The organism is Pedobacter sp. MR2016-24 (assembly GCF_026239655.1).
In the GTDB taxonomy this organism is placed as follows: domain Bacteria; phylum Bacteroidota; class Bacteroidia; order Sphingobacteriales; family Sphingobacteriaceae; genus Pedobacter.
Genome location: NZ_JAPIVO010000018.1, coordinates 1 through 1,441, shown reverse-complemented (window position 1 = coordinate 1,441; position 1,441 = coordinate 1). Strand labels below are relative to the sequence as shown.

2 protein-coding genes are annotated in these 1,441 nt (G+C 39.7%); both read left to right on the top strand.

All coding sequences use genetic code 11. The features are described from left to right. The first annotated feature begins 104 nt into the window (after positions 1–104). A complete protein-coding gene (locus OQX62_RS25045; RefSeq protein ID WP_265834413.1) occupies positions 105–470 on the top strand; it encodes a transposase in 366 nt (121 codons plus the stop codon). Continuing rightward, positions 467–1,336 (top strand): IS3 family transposase, encoded by an 870-nt coding sequence (locus OQX62_RS25040; RefSeq protein ID WP_265834412.1) that lies wholly within the window; start codon positions 467–469, stop codon positions 1,334–1,336. Before OQX62_RS25045 ends, OQX62_RS25040 begins: the two co-directional genes overlap by 4 nt. The last annotated feature ends 105 nt before the right edge of the window (positions 1,337–1,441 follow it).

The following is a 1,441-nucleotide window of genomic DNA, read 5'->3' as shown; positions in this document are numbered from 1 at the left end:
CTTTGGCGGACATTACTGGACAATAGCTGATTCGTCATTACAGGATTGTCGATTCCTGATTTCACTTGACAAGGTTAGGAGAAACTCTTAACTTTAATAAAACCATGGAAAAGCCAAGAAAAGGATTGAATATAGGTAGGATACCTACATTCGAAGACAGTTTTAAAATTGCTGTTGCCAGGGAATATATCTCGGGAGACTTCAGTTATCGTCAGGTGGGTAACAAGTATGATCTTAGTGGTGATACGGTCCGTCATTTTGTGTATTGGTATCGAAAGCATTATTGTTCAGGGTCAAATGAACTTAGTTCTGTGCCGGAATCTTCATCTACGGCTAATGAAGGATTAGTCAAAGAACTGGCGCTAGCCAGGCTAAAAATCACTGCAATGGAAATGTTGATCAGTAATTTTGAAAAAGAAACGGGGGTAGATATCCTAAAAAAGTATGGTACCAAACAGTCAAACAAATGAAGGAGCTGCATCAGCAGCTCTCTCTAAAATCTATTTGTAGTCTGTTTGGTAAAAGCCGTCAGGGATGGTATTATTTGGATCAACACAGAGATGATCAACTAATGAGAACTGCCATAGTTCTTCATGGAGTACGTGAGATTAGAACTCACCTGAAACGCTTGGGTGGTATTAAAATACGACATAAGCTTCAGGAACTGGATCCCCCTATCGCAATTGGTAGGGACCGCTTGTATCGGGTACTTCGCGAAAACGATCTCTTAATTAAGCCGAGGCGAAAATATACCAAAACTACTAACTCTCACCACCATTTCAGAATTTGGCCGGATCTGGTTAAGCGTGCCAGGAGTGAGGCTCCAGAACAGATCTGGGTTAGTGATATCACACATATTCAGGTGAAAAGCAAGACTGCTTATCTATCGCTGGTTACGGATGCCTATTCAAGAAAAATAGTAGGATTCTATCTTAGCCGCAACCTAAAAGCAGAAGGCAGCATAAATGCGCTAAACATGGCTCTTAATAGCAGAATATACCCTCAACAGGTGCTGATTCATCATTCTGATAGAGGTATACAGTATTGCTGTGCAGATTATATCAGCGTCCTAAAGGCAAATAATTTGACAGTTAGCATGACACAAAATGGAAGTCCTTATGATAATGCGATAGCCGAAAGGATCAATGGTATTTTGAAAATTGAATTTCAACTTGGAGAAAACTTTCTATCATTTGCAGCGGCCAGGCAGCAGGTAGCAGATGCTATCGATAAATACAACCGTCTCAGACCCCATTTTAGCTGTGAGCTACAAACACCACAATATCGGCATGCTGCTTTTCATCAGGTTTCAGGTAAAGTAAATACAGGAAAATAAAATCAGCGTAAAGGGATTTCAGGAATTTAAATAAAATGACAAGTAAAAACAGAAATAATAGAACGTTATAGTCCCAATGTTGTCAAGTAAAACAAGGATAAGACA